Annotated in this window: 22 protein-coding genes and 1 riboswitch; of the genes, 2 read left to right on the forward strand and 20 right to left on the reverse strand. The window is 37.0% G+C overall.

All coding sequences use genetic code 11. From position 1 onward, the window contains the following. Positions 1-114 precede the first annotated feature (114 nt). Positions 115-296: riboswitch (Lysine riboswitch) on the reverse strand. 89 nt (positions 297-385) lie between these two features. Continuing rightward, positions 386-781, reverse strand: coding sequence for a DUF3888 domain-containing protein (locus NSS74_RS16645; protein ID WP_193339761.1), 396 nt, complete (start codon positions 779-781; stop codon positions 386-388). Between the two features lie 253 nt (positions 782-1,034). Here NSS74_RS16645 and NSS74_RS16650 point away from each other — a divergent pair, with 253 nt between their 5' ends. Together NSS74_RS16650 and pssA are read left to right on the forward strand one after the other, a co-directional pair. Next, on the forward strand, positions 1,035-2,921 hold the full coding sequence (locus NSS74_RS16650) for an LTA synthase family protein (protein ID WP_002140980.1): 1,887 nt from the start codon (positions 1,035-1,037) through the stop codon (positions 2,919-2,921). Between the two features lie 182 nt (positions 2,922-3,103). After that, positions 3,104-3,805: a CDP-diacylglycerol--serine O-phosphatidyltransferase gene (pssA, locus tag NSS74_RS16655; RefSeq protein WP_002011698.1), complete on the forward strand. Its 702-nt coding sequence runs from the start codon at positions 3,104-3,106 to the stop codon at positions 3,803-3,805. Positions 3,806-3,837: 32 nt separating this feature from the next. Here pssA and NSS74_RS16660 read toward each other — a convergent pair whose 3' ends face one another. The 19 genes from NSS74_RS16660 to ilvB form a co-directional block, all read right to left on the reverse strand. After that, complete coding sequence (locus NSS74_RS16660; protein ID WP_340813981.1) at positions 3,838-4,818, reverse strand: NAD(P)-dependent oxidoreductase; 981 nt, start codon at positions 4,816-4,818, stop codon at positions 3,838-3,840. Between the two features lie 135 nt (positions 4,819-4,953). Next, on the reverse strand, positions 4,954-5,118 hold the full coding sequence (locus tag NSS74_RS16665) for a YozQ family protein (RefSeq protein ID WP_002030670.1): 165 nt from the start codon (positions 5,116-5,118) through the stop codon (positions 4,954-4,956). A gap of 68 nt (positions 5,119-5,186) precedes the next feature. Then, positions 5,187-6,206: a histidinol phosphate phosphatase domain-containing protein gene (locus NSS74_RS16670; protein WP_002030669.1), complete on the reverse strand. Its 1,020-nt coding sequence runs from the start codon at positions 6,204-6,206 to the stop codon at positions 5,187-5,189. Between the two features lie 12 nt (positions 6,207-6,218). Further along, entirely contained in the window at positions 6,219-6,542 is a 324-nt protein-coding gene (gene hisE, locus NSS74_RS16675) for a phosphoribosyl-ATP diphosphatase (protein WP_002011702.1), read from the reverse strand. A 10-nt stretch (positions 6,543-6,552) separates the two neighbouring features. Continuing rightward, entirely contained in the window at positions 6,553-6,858 is a 306-nt protein-coding gene (hisI, locus tag NSS74_RS16680; protein ID WP_002086731.1) for a phosphoribosyl-AMP cyclohydrolase, read from the reverse strand. Continuing rightward, a complete protein-coding gene (gene hisF / locus NSS74_RS16685; RefSeq protein ID WP_016101489.1) occupies positions 6,855-7,613 on the reverse strand; it encodes an imidazole glycerol phosphate synthase subunit HisF in 759 nt (252 codons plus the stop codon). Before hisF ends, hisI begins: the two co-directional genes overlap by 4 nt. Further along, positions 7,607-8,326 carry a 1-(5-phosphoribosyl)-5-[(5-phosphoribosylamino)methylideneamino]imidazole-4-carboxamide isomerase gene (gene hisA, locus NSS74_RS16690; protein WP_002086736.1) on the reverse strand — a complete coding sequence of 240 codons (720 nt, stop codon included), beginning with the start codon at positions 8,324-8,326 and terminating at the stop codon, positions 7,607-7,609. The genes hisF and hisA overlap by 7 nt, the downstream gene beginning before the upstream one ends. Continuing rightward, entirely contained in the window at positions 8,299-8,928 is a 630-nt protein-coding gene (hisH, locus tag NSS74_RS16695; protein WP_002011707.1) for an imidazole glycerol phosphate synthase subunit HisH, read from the reverse strand. The genes hisA and hisH overlap by 28 nt, the downstream gene beginning before the upstream one ends. Next, a complete protein-coding gene (hisB, locus tag NSS74_RS16700; RefSeq protein ID WP_002030662.1) occupies positions 8,929-9,513 on the reverse strand; it encodes an imidazoleglycerol-phosphate dehydratase HisB in 585 nt (194 codons plus the stop codon). It abuts the gene before it with no gap. After that, positions 9,513-10,802 (reverse strand): histidinol dehydrogenase, encoded by a 1,290-nt coding sequence (gene hisD, locus NSS74_RS16705; protein ID WP_340813984.1) that lies wholly within the window; start codon positions 10,800-10,802, stop codon positions 9,513-9,515. Before hisD ends, hisB begins: the two co-directional genes overlap by 1 nt. An 11-nt stretch (positions 10,803-10,813) precedes the next feature. After that, complete coding sequence (gene hisG / locus NSS74_RS16710) at positions 10,814-11,449, reverse strand: ATP phosphoribosyltransferase (RefSeq protein ID WP_033708301.1); 636 nt, start codon at positions 11,447-11,449, stop codon at positions 10,814-10,816. After that, a complete protein-coding gene (locus NSS74_RS16715) occupies positions 11,425-12,687 on the reverse strand; it encodes an ATP phosphoribosyltransferase regulatory subunit (RefSeq protein WP_002140970.1) in 1,263 nt (420 codons plus the stop codon). Before NSS74_RS16715 ends, hisG begins: the two co-directional genes overlap by 25 nt. Before the next feature lie 309 nt (positions 12,688-12,996). Continuing rightward, positions 12,997-13,578, reverse strand: coding sequence for a 3-isopropylmalate dehydratase small subunit (gene leuD, locus NSS74_RS16720; RefSeq protein WP_340813986.1), 582 nt, complete (start codon positions 13,576-13,578; stop codon positions 12,997-12,999). Beyond that, entirely contained in the window at positions 13,556-14,950 is a 1,395-nt protein-coding gene (gene leuC / locus NSS74_RS16725; protein ID WP_340813988.1) for a 3-isopropylmalate dehydratase large subunit, read from the reverse strand. Before leuC ends, leuD begins: the two co-directional genes overlap by 23 nt. Then, positions 14,950-16,014: a 3-isopropylmalate dehydrogenase gene (gene leuB, locus NSS74_RS16730; RefSeq protein ID WP_002011718.1), complete on the reverse strand. Its 1,065-nt coding sequence runs from the start codon at positions 16,012-16,014 to the stop codon at positions 14,950-14,952. Before leuB ends, leuC begins: the two co-directional genes overlap by 1 nt. A 78-nt stretch (positions 16,015-16,092) precedes the next feature. Next, the gene (gene leuA / locus NSS74_RS16735) at positions 16,093-17,613 is read right to left on the reverse strand and encodes a 2-isopropylmalate synthase (protein ID WP_002064438.1); all 1,521 of its coding nucleotides are present in this window, start codon (positions 17,611-17,613) and stop codon (positions 16,093-16,095) included. A 1-nt stretch (position 17,614) separates the two neighbouring features. Then, positions 17,615-18,631, reverse strand: coding sequence for a ketol-acid reductoisomerase (gene ilvC, locus NSS74_RS16740; RefSeq protein ID WP_340813990.1), 1,017 nt, complete (start codon positions 18,629-18,631; stop codon positions 17,615-17,617). 21 nt (positions 18,632-18,652) lie between these two features. After that, on the reverse strand, positions 18,653-19,162 hold the full coding sequence (ilvN, locus tag NSS74_RS16745; protein WP_000822948.1) for an acetolactate synthase small subunit: 510 nt from the start codon (positions 19,160-19,162) through the stop codon (positions 18,653-18,655). After that, a complete protein-coding gene (gene ilvB, locus NSS74_RS16750) occupies positions 19,159-20,859 on the reverse strand; it encodes an acetolactate synthase large subunit (protein ID WP_002140967.1) in 1,701 nt (566 codons plus the stop codon). The genes ilvN and ilvB overlap by 4 nt, the downstream gene beginning before the upstream one ends. Positions 20,860-20,894 lie beyond the last annotated feature (35 nt).

The raw sequence follows: 20,894 nt of genomic DNA on the forward strand, positions 1-20,894 counted from the left end.
TAGATAGACAAAAAACGCGCGGAACAATGTTCACACGCGTTTCTTATTAGGAAAAATATATATTGAAAAAATAAACGAGTTGTTATCTCCTCAAAATAAGAAACCGCATCAACATCTCCAAATAGCTCTTCATAAAATAAATCTTATGACAGTACTACATTTATTCAATGCAGTCCCAATATATGAATAAGATGGTTATTCTTACATTTCGGCAATAGTCCCTTTCAACCTATGATCACAGATTCCATTAAATCTCCCATAGCTTACTCTTTCCTATCGCGGCCTCTACCTTTGAGAGTAGATGAGGTAAGTCTATTTAATTTTCAAACATCTAATTGTTGCTATTAACAATACCAAAGGACCATTTTATTTGTCAAACAATTTTTTATATTGTTTTTTTACAGTTTAATTTTGTATCATTTGGTAAGCGCTTTACTGAAACCTTTGTCACTTCCCATTCGCCCTCTTCGTTATTAAATGTAATCGTTACCTTCTCAAATGGTGGAACAATTTTCCCACCAACCTGTTCATACTTCGTTACTTCAATACTCGCTTGAAATAAATATGTACCACTATACACTTTTTTTAAACTAATAATTTTAGGACATTGATAAGACTTCAAGCTCCCATATTGTTTTTCAATTGCCTTATTTATTTTTGGAAATAAAACAGAATAAAGGGCATCTTCCATAAGGGGTGCATCATATTGTGCTACCGACACACTCGGTGAAGCAAAAAGTATAACACTACTGCATACTATAAAATATAATAATTTTCGCATTATAACCTCCGTTTTATTACTCGATTCTTTTTGCGCACGATAATTATCATACATAGAAACTCCGTTTTATTGTCTCCCACTGCCCTTTTTCTACTCAATTATTATAAAAAAGCCCACAACTCTCTTTTATTTTCGTATAATGATACTCATAGTATAATAAACATAATAATAAAGGACTGTTCGTATATATAAAATGAGGCGCTAATCAAACCGGCTCACAAGAACCGTCATGCTTTTAGGAGAGGAGTATATTATGCTACAAAATCTGTTTCCAAAACTGCGATTTGCACTAGTTGCAGTCGTTTTATTATGGATAAAAACATATATTGTGTACAAGCTAGCATTTGATATTAGAATTGATAACTTCTTTGAAGAGTTTATGCTTTTTATTAACCCACTAGCTTCGTTACTTTTATTTTTTGGTTTCGCTTTACTTGCATCTAAGTACCGAAACCGAATTATTATTGTAATTAGTTTTATACTGTCATTTATTTTATTTGGAAATGCAATGTTTTACGGGTTCTATAACGATTTTGTTACTTTCCCTGTCTTATTCCAAACAAATAATATGGCTGACTTAGGGACGAGTATAAAAGAACTATTTACGTATAAAACATTACTTTTATTTGCAGACGCAATTATTTTAATGTTTATTTCGCGTAAATTCCCATCATTTGGTGATAAAACACCCCTTTCTCGCTCTGAGAAGCGAACTTTCTTTAGCGGTGTAACAGTATTATTAGCACTACAAATTGTTGTTTCAGTTATATATAAACCACAAATGTTCTCACGCTCATTTGATCGTCAAACTGTCGTGAAAAATTTAGGGTTATACACATATCATCTATTTGATATTACACTTCAATCTAAGTCTTCAGCTGAGCGTGTATTTGCAAGTGGAGACGGGTTCTCTGAAATTAAAAACTATACAGACTCAAAAGATAAACAAGTTGATAAAAACTTATTTGGAGCTGCAAAGGGTAAAAATGTAATTTTAATTTCAATGGAATCTACACAAAGTTTTGTTATTAATAAAAAAATAAATGGAAAAGAGATTACTCCATTTTTAAATGAGTTTATTAAAGATAGTTTTTATTTCGATAACTTCTATCATCAAACGGGACAAGGTAAAACTTCTGATGCTGAATTTATCGTTGAAAATTCCCTTTATCCGTTAGACCGTGGTTCTGTATTCTTTACTCATGCAACAAATGAATACACTGCCACACCAGAACAATTAAAGAAATACGGATATTCTTCTGCTGTCTTCCATTCAAACGATAAAACGTTTTGGAATCGTGACGTAATGTATCCTGCGCTTGGATATGATCGTTACTTTAATTTAAATGATTACGTAGGAACGGAACAAATGTCTGTCGGTTGGGGATTAAAAGATAAAGAGTTCTTTGAGCAATCTATTCCAAAGTTAAAATCTTTACCACAACCGTTCTATACAAAATTCATTACGTTAACAAACCATTTTCCATTTCTTCTAAATCCAGAAGATCAATATGTTGATGAATTTAATTCCGAAAGTGGTGTTTTAAATCGCTACTTCCCAACCGTTCGTTACACGGATGAAGCTCTTAAATTATTTATTAAACAATTGAAAGACGAAGGACTATATGATAATTCCGTTATTGTCATTTATGGTGATCATTACGGCATTTCTGAAAACCATAATACAGCTATGGCTCAGTTCCTTGGGAAAGACGCTATTACACCGTTTGATTCTATGCAATTACAACGCGTCCCTCTCATTATTCATGTGCCTGGCCAAGAAGGAAAAGTCATCTCTAAAGTATCTGGTCAAATTGATATTAAACCAACGTTACTTCATTTACTTGGTATTAAAACAAATCAATCCGTAGAATTTGGAACAGACTTATTTACGAAAGAAAAAGACCCTCTTATGGTAATGCGGGACGGCAGTTTTGTTTCGGAAGATTATGTTTATACAAAAAATATGTGCTATAAAAGAAGCACAGGTGAAGAAGCTGATTTAACACTATGTCAGCCTTATATTGAAAAAGCAAAAACAGAATTAAAATTATCCGACAAACTCATTTATGGAGATTTATTAAGATTTGATCCTAACAATCGATATAAAACCGGAACGATGACAACGAAATTTGAATAGTGTAGGAAGCAACTTTACAAAAGTTGCTTCCTTTTTTTACTTATTTTTCAAATTTCTCTTCTATACAATCTTTCACAAATTGGGAATTTTTTTCGTATGAGAAAGAAATTTATGGTATGATAAAATAAGTAAACTTTCATACACTAATTAAGAATTTATAACAGAAAGCAAGGGATCAGATTTTGTATAGAGCAGCTATTCCAAACTTATTTACGCTCGGGAATTTATATAGCGGATTTTTGTCAATCGGCTATGCATCTTTAGGATATTATAAATCAGCTGCTATTTTAGTACTGATCGGGATGATGTTAGATAGTCTTGATGGTCGTGTCGCTCGTTTATTACGCGTTGATTCACAAATGGGAAAAGAGCTTGATTCACTCGCGGATGTTGTAACATTTGGCGCAGCACCTGCTGTTTTAATGTATTACACATCTTTTTCCAACTACGGAATCATTGGACTATACATAGCGGGATTATTCCCTCTGTTCGGAGCATATCGCTTAGCACGATTTAATGTAACACCATCTTCTACTTCTATGAAATATTTCACTGGAGTTCCGATTACTGCAGCAGGAGGGCTTGTTGCTTTCTTAACATTATTTTCACATACCATTCCAAAAATCGTTCTCATTACCGTATTCGTAACGTTCGCATTTTTAATGGTGAGCCGTGTTCGTATCCCAAGTTTAAAAGATGTACCAATTCCACGATATAGCATAATTATTACACTATTTTTAGTTGGAATTATTATCACAATGTACCAAACAAGTTTTGGCAACATTTCTGTTTTCTTATTCATTGCCATTCCACTATACATTTTGTATATGTTATCTCAATTTATTAGACAAAGACCTTCTAAAAAAGCGAATAAAGAAAAATAAAAAAACCTTCCGTATTTCGGAAGGTTTCTTTTTTATTTTGTAACTAATACTTTTTGATTTACAGGTGTTACAGGTTCTTCACCATTTAATACAGCTAAAATATTTCTTACTGCCATTTCAGCCATTGCATCACGTGTTTCGAATGTTGCATTCCCCACGTGAGGAGCAAGTACTACATTCTTTAATCCTTTTAGCTCTTCTGTAATTTTCGGTTCAAATTCAAATACGTCAAGAGCTGCACCTTCAATTTCATTCGTTTTTAGTGCATGAGCAAGTGCTGATTCATTCATAATTGGTCCACGTGAAGCATTTATAATATATGCTGTTTTCTTCATCATTTTAAACTGTTCTTCATCAATCATATGATGTAATTTCGGATTATAAGCACAGTTAATTGTAATAAAGTCCGCTGTTTGTAATAATTCTTCCAACGTTACGTATGTCGCTTCCAGTTCACTTTCAGCTTCAGGCTTTCGATTTGGTCCTGTATATAAAACATTCATTCCAAATGCTCTCGCACGCTTTGCAACTGCCTTCCCGATTTCTCCAAGGCCAATAATTCCGATTGTCTTACCGTGTACTTCGCGACCCAAGAAGAATAACGGTGCCCATCCGTTAAATCCAGTTGTACGACATAACGTATCACCTTCAGGAATTCTACGTGCAGCTGCTAAAAGAAGTGCAAACGTTAATCCTGCTGTTGCCTCTGTAGATACTTTCGGCGTATTTGTAACAGCAATACCCTTTTCTCCAGCATATGTGTAATCAATATTATCGTAACCAGCACCATAATTTGCGATAATTTTCAAGTTTGGTGCTGCGTCAATAACCTCTTTCGATACCTTCGTAGAAAGTAAGCTTAAAAGTGCATCTTTATCTTTTACACGTTCTCCTAACTCTTCTACACTAATTAATTCTTCTTTATTGTACATTTCTACATCATGATTTTTCAATAATTCTAATCCGATTTCTGGAATTTTTCCTGCTACTAATATTTTCGACACTACTAACACCTCTTCTATACAAAATATGATATCTCTTATATTTCATTGTAAGAAATCTACATATAAAAACCAAGGAATTTGATTATAGTTTTGAAAATCGACACTTTTCCATAAAAAAAGAGGAGATGCAACTCTCCCCTCTTTTTACGCTTTTTCTTGCGATTCTTTCCCAAGCTTCGCATCGATTGTTCCTTCTGCAACTGTATCGCTAATTTGTTCCTCAATAACTGAGTTAGCAGTATTATTTGTTTCAGAAGTATAGGCTTGATCTGCCGCTTGTACGTTTTGTTTATTTTGTTGTTTCGCCATTTTTCATCCTCCTTTTCATTCTTTCTTATTTTGAACAAAAAGGGTGATTTTCATCAAAAAATCGTGTTTCATTTTGAAATTATTCCTTCTTCTTCAAGCAATCTCATCGTTCTTACTCGTTTCGTAAATGTAGCTATGTGAGAAATATCATGATTGCGTAATGTCTTTATATTCTCTTCCACATACTTTCCTAAATCATTCGGATAATGGGCATCTGAGGATAGAGTAATCGGAACTCCATGCTTAGCTAATACTTGTAAATAAAGCGGACTTGGGCACATTTCGCGCACAGGATATCGATAGTACAATCCCGCATTTATTTCTGTTGCTGTATTTGTTTCCACTAACGCACGAGCAATTTCCTTATAATAAGAAAGCTGTTCATTCTCATCTAACCGGTAATTAAATACTTTTATGTTATCGAGGTGAGCTATAATATCAAAAAGCTCGGAACGAACAGCACTTTCAACTGTAGCGAAAAACGTGTGATATAAAGTATGTAACTCATGCGTACCAAAATACTCTTTCGTATCTGGATTATCAAATCCCCATCCATCTATAAAATGGACCGAACCGATTACATAATCAAAGTCTCCTAATGCTAGTAAACCTTTTAACTCTTGTTCACCCCCAATAAAATAATCCGCTTCAATTCCAAGTTTGAGCGTTATCCCTCGTTTACTCCATCGCTCTTTTGCCTCTTCAATCGCCTTTGTAAAATCATAAATAGACGTTACTCTTACTTGATCTAACCATTCTTTTTGCAGGCGACCAAGCTTAGAATCACTAATATCTACATACTTTTCATAATATCCTTTCGCTTCATGAAAACGATATAAATGATCGACAATACCAACTTCTTTTATACCTTTTCGCACAGCTTCTTCTAAATATAAATCAATCCATTTCGCTGTAAATGGACCTTCCTTCACACGTCTTTGCAGGCGTTCTTGTGTTTTCATAAGCCATTCCATAGAATGTTTTTCTTCTTTAAGCGGTTCAAAATATTGTAGCGCATCATTTATTTTAGCTAGCCACCCTATTGAATATGGTCCTTCTTCTAAATGAATGTGATAGTCCACTTTCATCCATATTCCCCCTTATAATGTATCTATTTCTCTTCTGTCCCCTACTCGCGAAAGCTTTCCATTTCTTTCTTTCACTTCTTGCATGACATCTTCTAATGGAATATTTTTTTCGGCTAATAGAACAAAACAGTGATAGAACACATCAACCATTTCTTTTACTATTTCTTCTTTATCATTATTTTTAGACGCAATAATTACTTCGGTGCACTCCTCACCAATTTTCTTTAAAATTTTATCTTCACCTTTTGAAAATAAATAATTCGTATATGATTCAGAGAGTGGATTTTTCTTTCGTTCTTCAATTGTTTCAAATAATAACTTAAGGATATCTTCCATATGTATCCCCCTATATAATTTTGTAGTGAAAACACGTTTTTTCTCCCGTATGGCAAGCAGGCCCTACTTGCTTTACGACAACAACGATTGCATCTTGATCACAGTCTAAATAAAGTGATTGCACATATTGGACATTTCCCGATGTACCTCCTTTATTCCATAACGATTGTCTCGAACGGGAATAAAACCATGTTCTTTTCGTTTCCAGCGTCTTGTCATACGCTTCTTCATTCATATAAGCTAACATTAAAACTTCTTTCGTATCTTCCTCGATAACAACAGCTGGTATCAATCCTTTTGCAAAATTAGGTTTCATAACCGCACCTCAACGTTTGCTTCTCTTAATTTTCTCTTTACATCTTGTACAGTCGCTTCACCATAATGAAAGATTGATGCCGCTAATGCTGCATCAACTGTTGTCTTTTGAAATACTTCTATAATGTGATCCACATGACCACATCCACCTGATGCGATTACTGGAACAGAAACGCTGTTTGAAATTGCTCCTGTTAAACGAAGATCATATCCGTTTTTCATTCCATCTGCATCCATACTCGTCAACAAAATTTCTCCTGCCCCGAGCTTAACAACGCGCTTCGCCCATTCGATTGCATCCATCCCTGTATCGACTCTTCCGCCGTTCACGTATACATTCCATTTATCTTCCTCTACTTTTCTAGCATCAATTGCTACGACAATACATTGTGAGCCAAAATGTTCCGCACCTTCCTGGATTAACTTCGGATTGCTCACTGCCGCTGAGTTTATTGAAACTTTATCTGCTCCAGCTCTTAGTAAATTGTACATATCTTTAACACTTGAAATCCCCCCGCCAACTGTAAGAGGAATAAACACCTTTGAGGCTGTTTGTTCTACAACATCTATAATCGTTTTTCGCCCTTCATGCGTCGCAGTGATGTCTAAAAATACGATTTCATCTGCTCCCGCATCATTATATAATGCGGCTATTTCAACAGGATTACCGACGTCTTGTAACCCTATAAAATTCACACCCTTTACTACCCGCCCTTCTTTCACATCTAGACATGGAATAATTCGTTTTGCTAACATAGTTTTGTTACCTGTAACACTTTTTCTAAATCAATCGTTTTCTCGTAAAGTGCCTTCCCAATAATGACGCCATATATGTTCATATCATTTAATCTTTTCACATCTTGAATAGATGCGACACCTCCAGATGCAATCACACGAATACCCACGCTTTTTTGCAGTAACTCTAATTGCTCAAAATTTGGTCCTGCAAGTGTCCCATCTTTTGAAATGTCCGTAAACACAATCGTTTGAACACCTACACTTTCCATTTGCTTCGCTAAATCGATGTACGAAATTTCAGACACATCTAACCAGCCCCTCGTTGCTACGAAACCATTTTTCGCATCAATTCCAACTATGATTTGCTCCTTATATAGACGAACCGCTTCTTCTAAAAATGATTTATCGTAAAGGGCAGCCGTTCCTAATATCACTTTTTCTACACCTACTGACAACAACTTCTCCACTGCCGCGAGTGACCGAACTCCTCCTCCAATTTGCACCGGAATACGTACCGCCTTGCATATTTTTTCAATGACAGGTAAATTTACTGACTCCCCAACAATTGCTCCATCTAAATCAACAACGTGTAGTATTTTCGCTCCAAGTTTTTCAAATATGATTGCTTGTGCGACTGGATCTTCATTCATCACCGTTTCTTTACTAAACTCTCCTTGATAAAGCCTGACGCATCGTCCTTCTTTTAAATCGATAGCTGGGAAGATTTCCATGCTTCTACCACCCCTTTGAAATTTTTTAACATTCGCATCCCAATTTCCCCACTTTTTTCAGGATGAAACTGTGCGCCAAATATATTTCCTTTTGCTACAAAACCAGGTACTTTCACTCCATATTCACTTGCCCCATACACAATTTCATTCGGACAATCTGCATAATAAGAGTGGACATAATATACGAAAGAACCGTCCTCTACTCCATTCCAAAGCGATATTTCTCCTTCTTTTTTTAATTCATTCCACCCCATATGTGGAATTTTATAAGGAACTTTTAACTTTCGAATAACACCTGGCAATAAATTTAATCCGTTACAATTTTGTAGTTCCTCACTTTTTTCAAATAAAAGCTGCATTCCTAAGCAAATACCCAGAAGCGGTTTTCCTAAGCTCCCAACTTCTTTTAGCACACATACTAAATCTTTTTCTTCTAAAACGCCCATCGCTTTCGGAAATGTGCCTACTCCTGGTAAAATAACTCCATCACTTCTCAATATTTCTTTTTTATCATCCGTTATGATGTACTCTGTTCCAATATATTTTAATGCTTGTTCCACACTACGAATATTTCCCATTCCATAATCTATAATTGCAATCAATTACAACATCCCTTTCGTTGAATTTACACCATTAATATTGGCATTTTTATCGACTGCCTCTCTAAGCGCTCGACCGAACGCTTTAAATAAAGCTTCAATTTTGTGATGTGTATTGCTTCCGTATAAAATGCGAGCATGTAACGTAATATTTGCAGCATGAGCAACTGCTCTAAAAAATTCTTCCGTTAATTCTGTGTCAAAATCCCCTAGCTTCGGATTTGTTAATTCACCTTGAAATACAATATATGAGCGCCCGCTTATATCAATCGCGACAAATCCTAAAGATTCATCCATCGGTACATACGCTGAGCCGTAACGGTTAATCCCTTCTTTATTTTGCAATGATTCTTTCAAGCAAGTTCCGAGTACAATTCCAACATCTTCAACCGTATGATGAGCATCAACGAATACATCACCTTCAGCTTCAATTTGCAAACCAAATCTTCCGTGTCTAGCAAATAAAGTTAGCATATGATCAAAAAATCCAACTCCTGTTTGCACAGAAACATTCGTACTTTCATCAAGTTGCAAACTTAATTTAATTTTTGTTTCCGTCGTCTCACGTACTTGACTAGACTCGCGCATTATTCTTCCTCCTTAAACCTAATTTGGATTGCTCTTGCGTGTGCATGTAAACCTTCTTTATTTGCAAGTTCTACAATATGATGCTGTACACTTCTTAACGCTTCTTCCGTATACGAAACGAAGCTTGATTTTTTTACGAAATCATCGACGGATAACGGAGAAAAAAATCTTGCCGTTCCACTTGTCGGTAATACGTGATTCGGCCCCGCCAAATAATCTCCGAGCGGTTCAGGTGCATATGGACCAAGAAAAATTGATCCAGCATGCTTTACATAAGCTAGAGCATTCATTGGCTCTTTTATGTGTAACTCTAAATGTTCTGGAGCGATTTCATTTGATAAATGAAACGCCTCTTCTAAAGAAGGGACAATAAAAATTGCTCCATTTCTTTTTATGGATTCACGAGCGATTTCACTTCTAGGCAACGTCTCTAGCTGCCTTTCTATTTCTCTTTCTACTTCTTTAGCAAGCTTTATATTTGTTGTAATACACATAGCTGTTGCCCTCTCGTCATGTTCTGCCTGTGATAATAAATCAGCAGCAATATATTCGGCATTTCCTGTTTCATCTGCGATAACTACAATTTCTGATGGTCCAGCAATCATATCGATATTGACTATCCCATATACTTCTCTCTTCGCTAGCGCGACATATAAATTCCCTGGCCCAACTATTTTATCTACTTTAGGAATCGATTCCGTTCCATATGCTAGAGCAGCAATTACTTGAGCACCACCGGCCATATATATTTCATCTACACCTGCAAGACTTGCAGCAGCTAAAATATGCGGATCAATTCCTCCTTGCTTCGGCGGTGTTACCATTACAATTTTTTTCACTCCTGCGAGTTTTGCTGGCAATACATTCATTAATACTGATGAAGGATACGAAGCAGTCCCGCCCGGCACATATACACCTACATTTTCTAACGGACGAATAAGCTGCCCTCTAATTACCCCTTCACTCACGCAATCAAACATAGATTGTCTTTTTTGCTTTTCGTGATACGAGATAATATTTTTCTTCGCCTCTTTTAACGCTTCTAAAAAAGCTTGTTCTACAAACTTACTTGCTTGTTTTATTTCTTCCTCACTTACACGAAAATCTTTTGTCTCTACACCATCAAACTTTTTTGTATAGAACGATAAAGCCTCATCTTTACTCTTCCTTACGTTTTGAACAATTTTACTTACACTTCTTTGAACAGTTTCTTCTATTATATTAGCGCTTTCTCGTAGCGATTTTATTTTCGATAAAGCCTCTTGGAAATCTTCAAAAACTATCTCCATTTAAAGTCCCCCTATTTCCCTGACAAAATTTCTTGTTCCATCATATTTATAATACAGAATATTTCGTCTTTTTTAGTTTTCAATGCAGCCTTATTCACAATCATTCGAGCTGATATGGAGCACATTTCCTCAAATACAATTAACCCGTTTTCTTGTAATGTTTTTCCTGTTTCAACAATATCAACAATGGCATCTGCCAAACCTAGAAGTGGAGCAATCTCTACAGATCCTTCTATTTTAATAATTTCTACATCCTCCCCTTTATCATGAAAATATGTAGAAGTAATGTGCGGATATTTCGTAGCAATTCGTTTTTTTCGATAACTCTTCGGATTATACGTAGGAATAGAAGCGACACAAAATTTACACACGCCCACTCCTAAATCGACCATCTCATATATATCTTTCTCAAATTCCATTAATATATCTTTTCCAACGACTCCAATATCAGCTACGCCATGTTCTACATAAGTAGCAACATCTACCGCTTTCACTAAAATAAATGAAATGTTTGTGTTTTTACTTTTAAACACAAGTTTTCTTCCTTTATCTTTGAGCTCTGAACAATCAATTCCAATTTTTTCAAACAGTGGAATAACATGCTTTTCTAATCTTCCTTTCGTTAACGCAATTTGAATGTTACGCATGAAGCCTCCCCTTCTTTCTGGATGATCCATTTCTCTCTCCATACATATTCCACTAGTGACTCACTCTTCGCCTCAACGACTGTCATTATTTTATTCTTGTTTGCAAATTGAAAAGTATCGTTTAAATTAGAGAATAAAGATAACTGGGCATTCTTCCCGTCCTTTTGAAGTAAATTTCGTAACCTTTCCGCTTCTGCTAATCTATTTAACTCATAATGAATCATAATATCTATTCTCTTTCGTTTATATGGTTCTTGCTGCTCTTGAAGTGCCTTAACTATTTGATTTACTTGCACCGCGAGCCCAACCGCTGGCATCATCTCTCCAAAATTTCCAATTAACTCATCATATCTTCCGCCACTAACAATCTCTTCTCCAATTTCATATATATACCCTTTGAAAATAACACCCGTATAATAATCCAAATGTTGAACCATACCTAAATCAATTGATATGTAAGAGCCATATCCTAACTGTTCAATTGTTTCATATATTTCTTTCACTCTCGCAATGGCCATTTTCATTTCATTACTTGAGGCGAGTTTTTCTGCTTCCTCAACAACATCTAAACTCCCGAATAACCTTGGTAGTTTCTCAAGTAACCTTACTGTTTCATCACACCGATTTAATTTCTTTTCTTCTATAAAGTGTGAGAGTGCGGCATAATTTTTACTTTCAATATACGTTCTAAGTAACTTCTCTTCTTCATCATTAATGGGGAGCTTTTTTACGATACATTTATATAACTGCACTTGCCCAATCTCAATTGTGAAAGATTGCACCTTTAATTTTTGAAGTGCTTGAATTACGCTTATCACACATTCAATTTCAGCCCTTACATTTTCAATCCCGATAATTTCAATACCACTTTGCACTATTTCATTATATTTCCCAGTAAGGGACTCATTCGCCCGAAATACATTCCCGCTATAAGTTACTTTAAGAGGAATATCTCCTCTCTGTGTTCCAATTACTCTTGCTAAAGGAATTGTCATATCTGGGCGTAAAACGATAATCCGTCCTTTTTCATCGAAAAATTTATACATCTTTTCTTCATCTATCGGCCTGTTTTGAAATGCAAAAACATCATAAAATTCAATTGTAGGTGTCCTTATTTCTTCATAACCTCTCTCTAAAAAGGTCCGTCTTAATTTTTGTTCCACTTCTTCAATTAACGTACATTCTTCGAATAAGTAATCTCTCGTTCCATTCGGATTTGCCCGTTTCCACTTTGTCATCTGAATTCACACACCCTTCCCTCTTTAATTTATGCCCATTCCATCCACCCAAACCGAAAATAAAAAGAGCCTTGTAGACAAAATACCTACAAGGCTCTTTAGTAGAGTGTAGGTACAACGGGAATAACCCTTGTGCCTACACGTTTTCACGTTAGGTTCAAGGGTTTCATGTATGATGATGTAATTTTGTAAGCATTTTAATAGATTGCACGATATTCATAATACTTACTCCCTTTCTCCTCTGATTTTTTACATATTATATAACAGTTAATTCTGAATGTAAATACATTTCGAATATTCTACTTTTAGTTAATATGAAGCTACTTTTCTTTCATACTCTTCAATTTCTTGTTCATATTGCATTGTAATGCTGATTTCATCTAGACCATTTAATAATTTTTCTTTCCACATTTTCTCGATTGTAAAATGAAACCTGTGCGTATTCGTAATAATTACTTCATTCTCTAAATCAACTTCCATTTGATCTCTCGCATTCGTTTTGGCAAGTTGTTCACGCATCTCTTTATCCATTACAATCGGTAACATACCATTCTTCATACAATTCATATAAAAAATATCTGCAAATCCTCCGGCGATAATAACGCGGAAACCATAATCCGCAAGCGCCCACGGAGCATGTTCTCTTGAAGAACCACATCCAAAATTATCACCTGTAATTAATATACTTGCTCCTTTTCGTTCTTGTGCATTAAGGGGGAAATTAGGATTTTCATGGCGCTCATTATCGTAACGCCACTCATCAAATAAATATTTTCCAAATCCCGTCCTTTCAATTCTCTTCAAATATTGCTTCGGAATAATTTGATCTGTATCAATGTTATCATTCATAAGTACTGCGGCAATACCTTTATGAATATGAAATGGTTCCATCGTAACCCTCCTTTCTAATATCAACAAAATGACCATATAACGCAGCTGCTGCAGCCATAGCTGGACTTACTAAATGTGTTCGTGCTCCTTTCCCTTGCCTTCCTTCAAAATTACGATTTGAAGTAGAAGCACAATGTTCTCCTTCAGGTACTTGATCTGGATTCATCCCAAGACACATTGAACATCCAGGCTCTCTCCATTCAAATCCCGCTTCTTCAAATATGCGATGTAAGCCTTTTTGCATCGCCCGCTCTCTCACACTTTTTGATCCTGGTACAACGAGTGCTCGCACACCTTCTTTTACCTTTTTCCCTTTTACAACAGATGCAGCAATTTCTAAGTCAGATAAACGTGAATTTGTACAAGAACCAATGAAGACATGCTTAACAGGAATTTCAAACGTACTTTGCCCAGGGCTCAATCCCATATATGAAAATGCTCTTTCATCATTTTCGTTATGCTTCTCTGGTAATTTTTCATCAATAGGAACACCCATACTAGGATTTGTTCCCCAAGTGACATACGGTGCTAAATCCGTAACATCTACCGAAATATGTAAATCATAAATTGCATCTGAATCTGTATAAAGCTCCGACCATTTCCCCGTAAACGTTTCATAGTCTTTCGGTGCATATTCACGCCCTTTTACATAAGAAAATGTTTTCTCATCTGGTGCAATGATGCCAGCTTTCGCTCCCCCTTCAATTGCCATATTGCAAAGTGTCATTCTCTCTTCCATACCCATATCACGAATCGTCTCTCCGTAGAATTCCATTACATGCCCCGTTCCAACCGCTACACCGTACTTTGAGAGAAGATGCAAAATAATATCCTTTGCATAAACGCCTTTCGGTAACTTTCCTTTTAATTCAATCCCCATCGCTTTCGGTTTTCGTTGCCACAGCGTTTGAGTTGCTAATACATGTTCTACTTCACTCGTACCAATACCAAACGCTAAAGCACCGAAAGCACCGTGGGTTGCTGTATGGCTATCACCGCATACAATCGTTTTCCCCGGTTGTGTGAGCCCAAGTTCTGGTCCTATAACGTGAACGATTCCTTGCTCTTCATCACCAATATCGGCTAATCGCACCTTAAATTGTTTACAATTGTCACGAAGTGTATCCAATTGCTGCTTCGCAATGCGATCGGTAATATTCCAAACATCTTTCGTTGGAATATTATGATCCATCGTTGCAAACGTTAATTCCGGTCTCCGAACAGTTCGATTTGCAAGCCGCAAGCCTTCAAAGGCTTGCGGTGACGTTACTTCATGAACGAGATGAAGATCGATATATAATAAATCCAATCCATTTTCATTCGTTACAACTACATGTCTTTCCCAAAGCTTATCTAGTAACCTTTTCCCCATTATCTTCCTCTCCCTACTAGTGCCTGCTCTTCCATTTCTTGAATAACTGCCCTCGTAAATGAAGTTGTCGTCTCATTCCCCCCAATATCAGCTGTACATTTCCCAGATTGAAGAACTGCAGAAATTGCCTCTTCAATCGCATACCCTTCTCTCGTTAATCCAAATGATTGCCCAAGCATCATCGCTACTGAACGCATCATCGCAATTGGATTCGCTTTATTTTTACCTGCAATATCTGGCGCTGATCCGTGAATAGGCTCATATAAAGACGGCCCGTTTTCCGCATGGCTCGCTGATGGAAGCATTCCTAATGACCCTGCTAATACAGAAGCCTCGTCGCTCAAAATATCACCAAATAAATTTTCTGTTACGATAACGTCAAATCTCCTTGGGTTTCGAATTAACTCCATAGCAGCTGCATCTACTAAAATGTGCTCTAATTCAACATTAGGATAACGAAGAGCTACTTCTTCCGTAACAGCTCTCCACAATTTACTAGATTCTAAAACATTCGCTTTATCAATAGAGGTTACTTTTTTCTCTCTCTTACTCGCTAATTGAAAAGCATACGACACGATACGTTCAATTTCATGACGATGGTACGTAAGTGTATCAGTTGCCGATTCTTCCGTTCTTTCTTTCGGATAAGAGAAATAAATACCGCCTGTTAGTTCACGAACGACAACGAAGTCAATTTCATCTGCGTTTTTTAATGGCGATAAATGTGCAGTTGCGCTTTCTACTGTTACAGGACGAACGTTCGCAAATACACCAAGTCCTTTTCTTAAAGCTAATAATCCTTTCTCTGGCCTTTCTTTCGCATCATCCCACCGCGGTCCACCAACCGCTCCAAGTAAAACCGCATCACTCGCTAAACAAGCGGCAAGTGTTCGCTGTGGTAATGGTTGCCCATTTAAATCGATAGCCGCTCCGCCAAAGTACTCATCTTGTAAATGAAAGTGATGTCCATATAGCCTCTCTACCATATGCAATACTTCCTTCGCGCTTTCCATAATTTCCGGACCAACACCATCACCCGCTAAACAAACGATACGTTTTTCCAATTAAAACACTCCTTTTTATCTGAATTTTCAGAAATATATTTTGATAAGTAAGGGACGATCCCCTCACTTATCAAACAGTTACTTCACAAGAGTAATAAAAGATTTTAATTTTCCGGCCGCATGAACATACGCTCTCGCCGATGCTTCTAATACGTCTTGCGCAACACCAAAACCTGATACTTGATGAGTTCCTTCTTTTAATTCAACATGAACATGTGCAAGTGCATCTTGACCTTGCGTTATAGATTGTATGCGATAATCCGCTAAGTCACATTCTAATCCTAAAATTCTTTGAATTGCATTATAGATCGCTTCAATACTTCCAGAACCAGTTGCTGCATCTTCGTACATATTTCCTTCCTCATCTTTTAGTACAACCGTTGCACACTGTGTACTATTTGATACGAAATGTACTTGCAATTGAGTAATGCTATATTGCTGGGCCGCAAATGCTGCTTCACCAAGCATAAGCGCACGTAAATCTTCTTCTGTAATTTCTTTTTTACGGTCAGCCAAGTTTTTAAATGCTTCAAACACCACATCTCGTTCTTCTTTTGTAAACTCATAACCAAGTTCTTTCATTTTTTCAGTAAACGCATGGCGCCCGGAATGCTTTCCTAATACAAATAAATTTTGTGACTCTCCAATCAGTGATGGTTCAATAATTTCATACGTCGTTACTTCTTTTAATACACCGTCTTGATGAATACCTGATTCGTGAGCAAAAGCATTTGCTCCAACAATCGCCTTATTTTTCGGTACAACCATACCCGTTAACCGACTTACTAACGTACTCGTCGCTTTAATTTCTTTTAATGTCATAGAGGATTCTGCTTCATAGAAATCTTTTCTAATATGGAGAGCAACCGCGACTTCTTCTAGCGCCGCATTCCCCGCTCTTTCTCCAATTCCATTAATCGTTCCTTCTACTTGTAACGCTCCGCCTTCAACCGCAGCTAACGAATTCGCTACTGCCATCCCAAGATCATCGTGACAATGACAAGAGAAAATTGCTTTTTCATACGACGGAACGGATTCTTGTAAGTATTTAAAGAGAGAATAATATTCTTCTGGATTCGTATATCCAACTGTATCAGGAATATTGATTACATTCGCTCCTGCGCGAATCGCGACTTCTACTGCTTCCGCTAAAAATGCTCTCGATGTTCTTGTTGCATCTTCTGCTGAAAATTGAACTGTTGGAAATAGTGATTTCCCGAGCGTAACCGAGCGATGTATGCTATCTAATACATCTTCTTTTGACATACAAAGCTTATATTTCATATGAATGTCACTCGTAGCTAAAAATACGTGTAAACGAGGAGAGACAGCGCCTTTCACAGCTTCATAGGCTCTTCGAATATCACTTTCTTTCGCTCTAGCTAAACTCATAACCGTAGCATTTTGAATGGTATTTGCGATACGTTTTACCGATTGAAAATCACCTTCAGAAGCTGCTGCGAATCCAGCTTCCATTACATTAATACCAAGTCTCTCTAGTTGCCTCGCAATCTGTAATTTCTCTTGTTCATTTAAATTAACTCCTGGTGATTGTTCGCCATCACGTAGCGTCGTATCCATGAACAAAATTTGCTTCATATTATTTGACCCCTGCCTTTACTCGGGGCTGTACGAAAGGCATCATTTCACGTAATTTACGTCCAACTACTTCGATTTCATGTTCATTTTCTTTCTCATTTGTCGCATGGAAATTTGGTTTTCCTGCTTTATGCTCTGCAATCCAGCCTCTTGCAAATGTACCATCTTGAATTTCTGCTAGCACTGCACCCATCGCTTTCTTCGTATCTTCCGTTACAACGCGTGGTCCTGATACGAAGTCGCCCCACTGCGCTGTATCTGAAACTGAATATCTCATATTTTCAAGTCCGCCTTCATACATAAGGTCAACGATTAGTTTTAGTTCATGTAAACATTCAAAATATGCAACTTCCGGTTGATAACCAGCATCAACTAACGTTTCAAACCCAGCTTTTACTAGTGCAGTCACTCCGCCGCAAAGTACAGCTTGCTCTCCAAATAAATCTGTTTCTGTTTCTTCTTTAAACGTTGTTTCTAATACACCTGCTCTCGTCGCCCCAATTCCATCTGCATATGAAAGTGCATTTTCAGTCGCAACTCCTGTTGCATCTTGATATACTGCAAATAATGCAGGAACAGCTCCCCCTTCCGCAAACGTACGACGTACTAGATGCCCTGGACCTTTCGGTGCTACTAGAAATACATCTACATTAGCTGGCGGTTTTACTTGATCAAAGTGAACATTAAATCCATGCGCGAAAACGAGAGAATTACCGCCTTGTAAGTTTGGTGCAATTTCAGCTTCATATACTTCCGGCTGTAATTCATCAGGTAGTAGAATCATTACTACATCTGCTTTTTCTGCTGCTTCCGCTACTGTATATACAGAAAAACCGTCTTCTTTCGCCTTATCCCATGACTTCCCTTTCCTCAGTCCTACTACCACATCAAATCCGTTATCACGTAAGTTTTGCGCATGCGCATGGCCTTGCGATCCATATCCGATGATTGCTACTTTCTTTTCCTTTAATACATTTACCGTTACGTCTTTTTCATAATAAACTTTCGCCATTTTCATTTCCCCCTATTTTTTAAATAATTATTGAATTAACATAACTTGTTTATCTTGTTTTTTCATACTACGTGTAAATGCTGTTACACCTGTTCTAGCAATTTCTTTCAAACCATATGGACGAAGTAATTCAATTAACGCTTCTACTTTCTCCTGGGTACCTGTTACTTGCACCACTATGGAATCCTTCCCAACGTCTATTACAGCGGCTCGGAACGGTTCAATTAAACTATATAATTCTGCTCTTGCTACAGACGTTGCTACTTTAATAAGTGCAAGTTCTCTAGCGATCATCGCTTCTTCTGTAATATCTGATACTTTCAGTACATCGATTTGCTTATGAAGTTGTTTAATTAACTGCTCAACTTGCTGTTCATTTTCAACGTGTACAACAATCGTCATTCTCGAAATATCCGATGATTCCGTATGACCTACTGAAATACTTTCAATATTAAAATGTCTACGTGTCATAACACCTGTAATTCGATTTAACACACCGCTTTGATTTCGAACTGTCGCTGTTACAATTCTCTTCACCTTTTCTCCACTCCCTCCATTTGATGAACGCCTTTTCCTGGGGCAACCATCGGCATTACCTTTTCCGATTGAAGTACGCGGCAATCAATTACAACAGGCTCTCTTAACTCAATTGCATACTGTAATTGTTGCTTTGCAAGAAGTGGGTCTTCAATACGAACACCTTTTATGCCATAAGCATTAGCAAGCGCAACAAAATCTGGTTGGCATGAAAGTAAGGAGTGCGAATATCGCCCATTATAAAATTCCTCTTGCCATTGTCTTACCATCCCTAAAGCTTCATTATTTAAAATAAAAACTTTAACTGGTAAAGAATGCTCTTTTAACACACTAAGTTCTTGCAGGGTCATTTGAAATCCAGCATCACCGACAATTGCAATAACTAGTTCTTCAGGCTTTGCGATTTGTGCACCTATTGCTGCTGGAAATCCGAAGCCCATTGTTCCTAAGCCTCCAGAAGTTACCCATTTATCTGGATTTTTCAGCGGATAATATTGAGCTGCCCACATTTGATGTTGCCCAACATCTGTCGTTACAATCGCTTCCCCTTTCGTAATTTCGTATAGCATATCAATTGCATATTGAGGTTTAATACGCTCTGCATGTTCTTTGTAAGAAAGAGGGTACTTTTCTTTTCTACTATTCAATAACGAAAGCCAATCATTGTGATGTACTTCCCCTTCTTTAAAGTTGAGTAGAGCTTCTAATGCTTGCTTTGCACTCGCAACAATAGGGATTTCAGTCGGCACATTTTTCCCAATTTCCGCTGGATCAATATCTATATGTGCGACAATCGCCTCTTTAGCAAAATAAGCTAAATTTCCAGTAAGACGATCATCAAACCTTGCACCTATATTAATAAGTAAGTCACATTCGTATAACGCCATATTTGCGGTGTATGAACCGTGCATTCCTCCCATCCCTAGAAATAGTTCATCATCTGGCGGAAACCCACCAAGACCAAGTAATGTATGAACAACTGGAATATGATATTTGCGAGCAAAACTTGTTAATTCTTTCGATGCTTTCGCATGCAATACACCTGCTCCAGCTAAAATTAACGGTTTTTTTGAAGTCGCAATCGCTTGTAATAATTTGTTTATTTGTAGTAGATTCGGTTCGTAATTAGGCTGGTATCCTGGTAAATCCATTTGTACATCACTACATCGCTCACCTTTCTCTACTACCATATCTTTCGGAAGGTCAATTACGACTGGGCCTGGTCTTCCTGTTCTAGCGATATGAAATGCTTCTTTAATAATTCGGGGTAAATCCGATGCTTTTCGTACTTGATAATTATGTTTTGTCACCGGCATCGTAAGCCCCATAATATCAGCTTCTTGGAAAGCATCACTCCCGATTAACGTTGTTGCTACTTGCCCTGTAAATACAACAAGTGGCAATGAATCAATCATCGCGTCAGCTAGACCAGTAATAACATTTGTAGCACCCGGTCCACTTGTTGCAATTACCACTCCTGGATTTCCTGTAATTCTTGCATATCCTTCAGCAGCATGAATTGCACCTTGCTCATGCCTCGTTAAAATATGCGGAATTTCACAATCATAAAGCGCATCATATAGAGGTAAAACCGCACCACCTGGATAACCAAAAATCACCTCTACTCCTTCCTTTTCTAGCGCTTCTAACAATAGCTGTGCACCAGTTGCCAGTTTCTCTTCCGTTTTTGAAGACATTTTTCTTATAAGCCCCCTTTTTTAAAACATTTATA

Source organism: Bacillus sp. FSL E2-8868 (assembly GCF_038005505.1).
In the GTDB taxonomy this organism is placed as follows: Bacteria; Bacillota; Bacilli; order Bacillales; family Bacillaceae_G; genus Bacillus_A; species Bacillus_A mycoides.

What these genes read in the sequence shown, in the direction of transcription:
- NSS74_RS16645 (WP_193339761.1), bottom strand. Translation starts at nt 781, where the DNA reads ATGCGAAAATTATTATATTTTATAGTATGCAGTAGTGTTATACTTTTT.
- NSS74_RS16650 (WP_002140980.1), top strand. Translation starts at nt 1,035, where the DNA reads ATGCTACAAAATCTGTTTCCAAAACTGCGATTTGCACTAGTTGCAGTC.
- NSS74_RS16665 (WP_002030670.1), bottom strand. Translation starts at nt 5,118, where the DNA reads ATGGCGAAACAACAAAATAAACAAAACGTACAAGCGGCAGATCAAGCC.
- NSS74_RS16670 (WP_002030669.1), bottom strand. Translation starts at nt 6,206, where the DNA reads ATGAAAGTGGACTATCACATTCATTTAGAAGAAGGACCATATTCAATA.
- hisE (WP_002011702.1), bottom strand. Translation starts at nt 6,542, where the DNA reads ATGGAAGATATCCTTAAGTTATTATTTGAAACAATTGAAGAACGAAAG.
- hisI (WP_002086731.1), bottom strand. Translation starts at nt 6,858, where the DNA reads ATGAAACCTAATTTTGCAAAAGGATTGATACCAGCTGTTGTTATCGAG.
- hisF (WP_016101489.1), bottom strand. Translation starts at nt 7,613, where the DNA reads ATGTTAGCAAAACGAATTATTCCATGTCTAGATGTGAAAGAAGGGCGG.
- hisA (WP_002086736.1), bottom strand. Translation starts at nt 8,326, where the DNA reads ATGGAAATCTTCCCAGCTATCGATTTAAAAGAAGGACGATGCGTCAGG.
- hisB (WP_002030662.1), bottom strand. Translation starts at nt 9,513, where the DNA reads ATGCGCGAGTCTAGTCAAGTACGTGAGACGACGGAAACAAAAATTAAA.
- hisD (WP_340813984.1), bottom strand. Translation starts at nt 10,802, where the DNA reads ATGGAGATAGTTTTTGAAGATTTCCAAGAGGCTTTATCGAAAATAAAA.
- hisG (WP_033708301.1), bottom strand. Translation starts at nt 11,449, where the DNA reads ATGCGTAACATTCAAATTGCGTTAACGAAAGGAAGATTAGAAAAGCAT.
- NSS74_RS16715 (WP_002140970.1), bottom strand. Translation starts at nt 12,687, where the DNA reads ATGACAAAGTGGAAACGGGCAAATCCGAATGGAACGAGAGATTACTTA.
- leuD (WP_340813986.1), bottom strand. Translation starts at nt 13,578, where the DNA reads ATGGAACCATTTCATATTCATAAAGGTATTGCCGCAGTACTTATGAAT.
- leuC (WP_340813988.1), bottom strand. Translation starts at nt 14,950, where the DNA reads ATGGGGAAAAGGTTACTAGATAAGCTTTGGGAAAGACATGTAGTTGTA.
- leuA (WP_002064438.1), bottom strand. Translation starts at nt 17,613, where the DNA reads ATGAAGCAAATTTTGTTCATGGATACGACGCTACGTGATGGCGAACAA.
- ilvC (WP_340813990.1), bottom strand. Translation starts at nt 18,631, where the DNA reads ATGAAAATGGCGAAAGTTTATTATGAAAAAGACGTAACGGTAAATGTA.
- ilvB (WP_002140967.1), bottom strand. Translation starts at nt 20,859, where the DNA reads ATGTCTTCAAAAACGGAAGAGAAACTGGCAACTGGTGCACAGCTATTG.